The following is a 1,751-nucleotide window of genomic DNA, read 5'->3' as shown; positions in this document are numbered from 1 at the left end:
ATCGACTGCTTCGACATCGAGGTGAACGAGCCCGACCCGGTGAAGCTGGCCGAGATCGTCTGCGCGCTGGAACCCAGCTTCGGTGCGGTGAACCTGGAAGACATCAAGGCCCCCGACTGCTTCATCGTCGAGAAACTGTGCCGGGAGCGGATGAACATCCCGGTCTTCCATGACGACCAGCATGGCACCGCCATCGTCGTGGGTGCGGCGGCGACCAATGCGATGATCGTCGCGGGCAAAGAGTTCGCCGAGATCAAGGTCGTCTCCACCGGCGGCGGGGCGGCGGGCATCGCCTGTCTGGAAATGCTGGTGAAGCTGGGGGTCCGGCGCGAGAATGTCTGGCTCTGCGACCTCGAAGGCCTCGTCTACCATGGCCGGGCCGAGCAGATGACCCAGCAGAAGGCCGCCTTTGCGCAAGGCGACCGGTCCATGCCGCTCGCCGAAGTGATCAAGGGCGCCGATCTCTTCCTCGGCCTCTCGGGCCCCGGCGTGCTGACGCAGGACATGGTCAGGGCGATGGCCCCGAACCCGATCATCTTCGCTCTGGCCAATCCCACGCCGGAAATCCTGCCCGACCTCGCGCGCGAGGTTGCCCCGACGGCGATCATCGCCACCGGGCGGTCGGACTTCCCGAACCAGGTCAACAACGTCCTCTGCTTCCCCTTCATCTTCCGCGGCGCGCTGGACGTGGGCGCGACCACGATCAACGACGCGATGGAACTGGCTTGTATCGAGGGTATCGCCGCGCTGGCCCGCGCCACCACCAGCGCCGAGGCCGCCGCCGCGTATCGGGGCGAGACCCTGTCCTTCGGCCCCGACTACCTGATCCCGAAACCCTTCGACCCCCGGCTGATCGGCGTCGTCGCCAGCGCGGTCGCCAAGGCCGCGATGGAAACCGGCGTCGCCACCCGTCCCCTGGAGGATCTCAACGCCTACAAGCGCAAGCTCGACGGTTCGGTCTTCAAATCCGCTTTGCTGATGCGCCCGGTCTTCGAGGCCTCGAAGCTTGCCACCCGCCGCATCGTCTTTGCCGAGGGCGAGGATGAGCGTGTGCTGCGCGCCGCCAATGCGATGCTGGAGGAAACGACCGACCTTCCCATCCTGATCGGCCGCCCGGAAGTGGTCGAGGCGCGCTGTGAACGCTTCGGTCTGCCGATCCGTCCGGGCCGCGACTTCCATCTGGTCAACCCGGAGAACGACCACCGCTACCGCGACTACTGGGGCGCCTACCACGAATTGATGGCCCGGCGCGGCGTGACGCCCGACACGGCGCGGGCGGTGATGCGCACCAACACCACGGCCATCGGCGCGATCATGGTGCACCGCGAGGAAGCCGACAGCCTGATCTGCGGCACCTTCGGCCAGTTCAACTGGCACCTGGGCTATGTCCGCCAGATCCTCGCCCGCGGCGGATTGCATCCCGTGGCGGCGCTGTCGCTGATGATCCTGGAAGACGGTCCGCTTTTCATCGCCGACACCCATGTCCATCCCGAACCCAGCCCGCAGCAGATCATGGAGACGGTCATCGGCGCCGCCCGCCATGTCCGCCGCTTCGGCCTGACGCCCAAGATCGCGCTCTGCACCCAGTCGCAGTTCGGCAACATGGACACCGCCACCGCCCGCCGGATGCGCGAGGCGCTGGAGATGCTGGACACCCGCGAACCCGATTTCGCCTATGAGGGCGAGATGAACATCGACGCGGCCCTCGACCAGTCGATCCGCGACCGCCTGCTGCCGGGCTCGCGCTACGA

Annotated in this window: 1 protein-coding gene; it reads left to right on the top strand. The window is 67.0% G+C overall.

The window, feature by feature from the left end:
- Positions 1–1,751, top strand: a 1,751-nt coding sequence (locus tag V7Q39_RS20580; RefSeq protein ID WP_333818477.1) for a phosphate acyltransferase, incomplete at both ends; no start/stop codon positions are given.

Origin of the sequence: Tabrizicola sp. (assembly GCF_036781545.1) — a bacterium.
Lineage (GTDB): Bacteria > Pseudomonadota > Alphaproteobacteria > Rhodobacterales > Rhodobacteraceae > Tabrizicola.
This window is presented reverse-complemented; position numbering and strand designations above follow the sequence as displayed.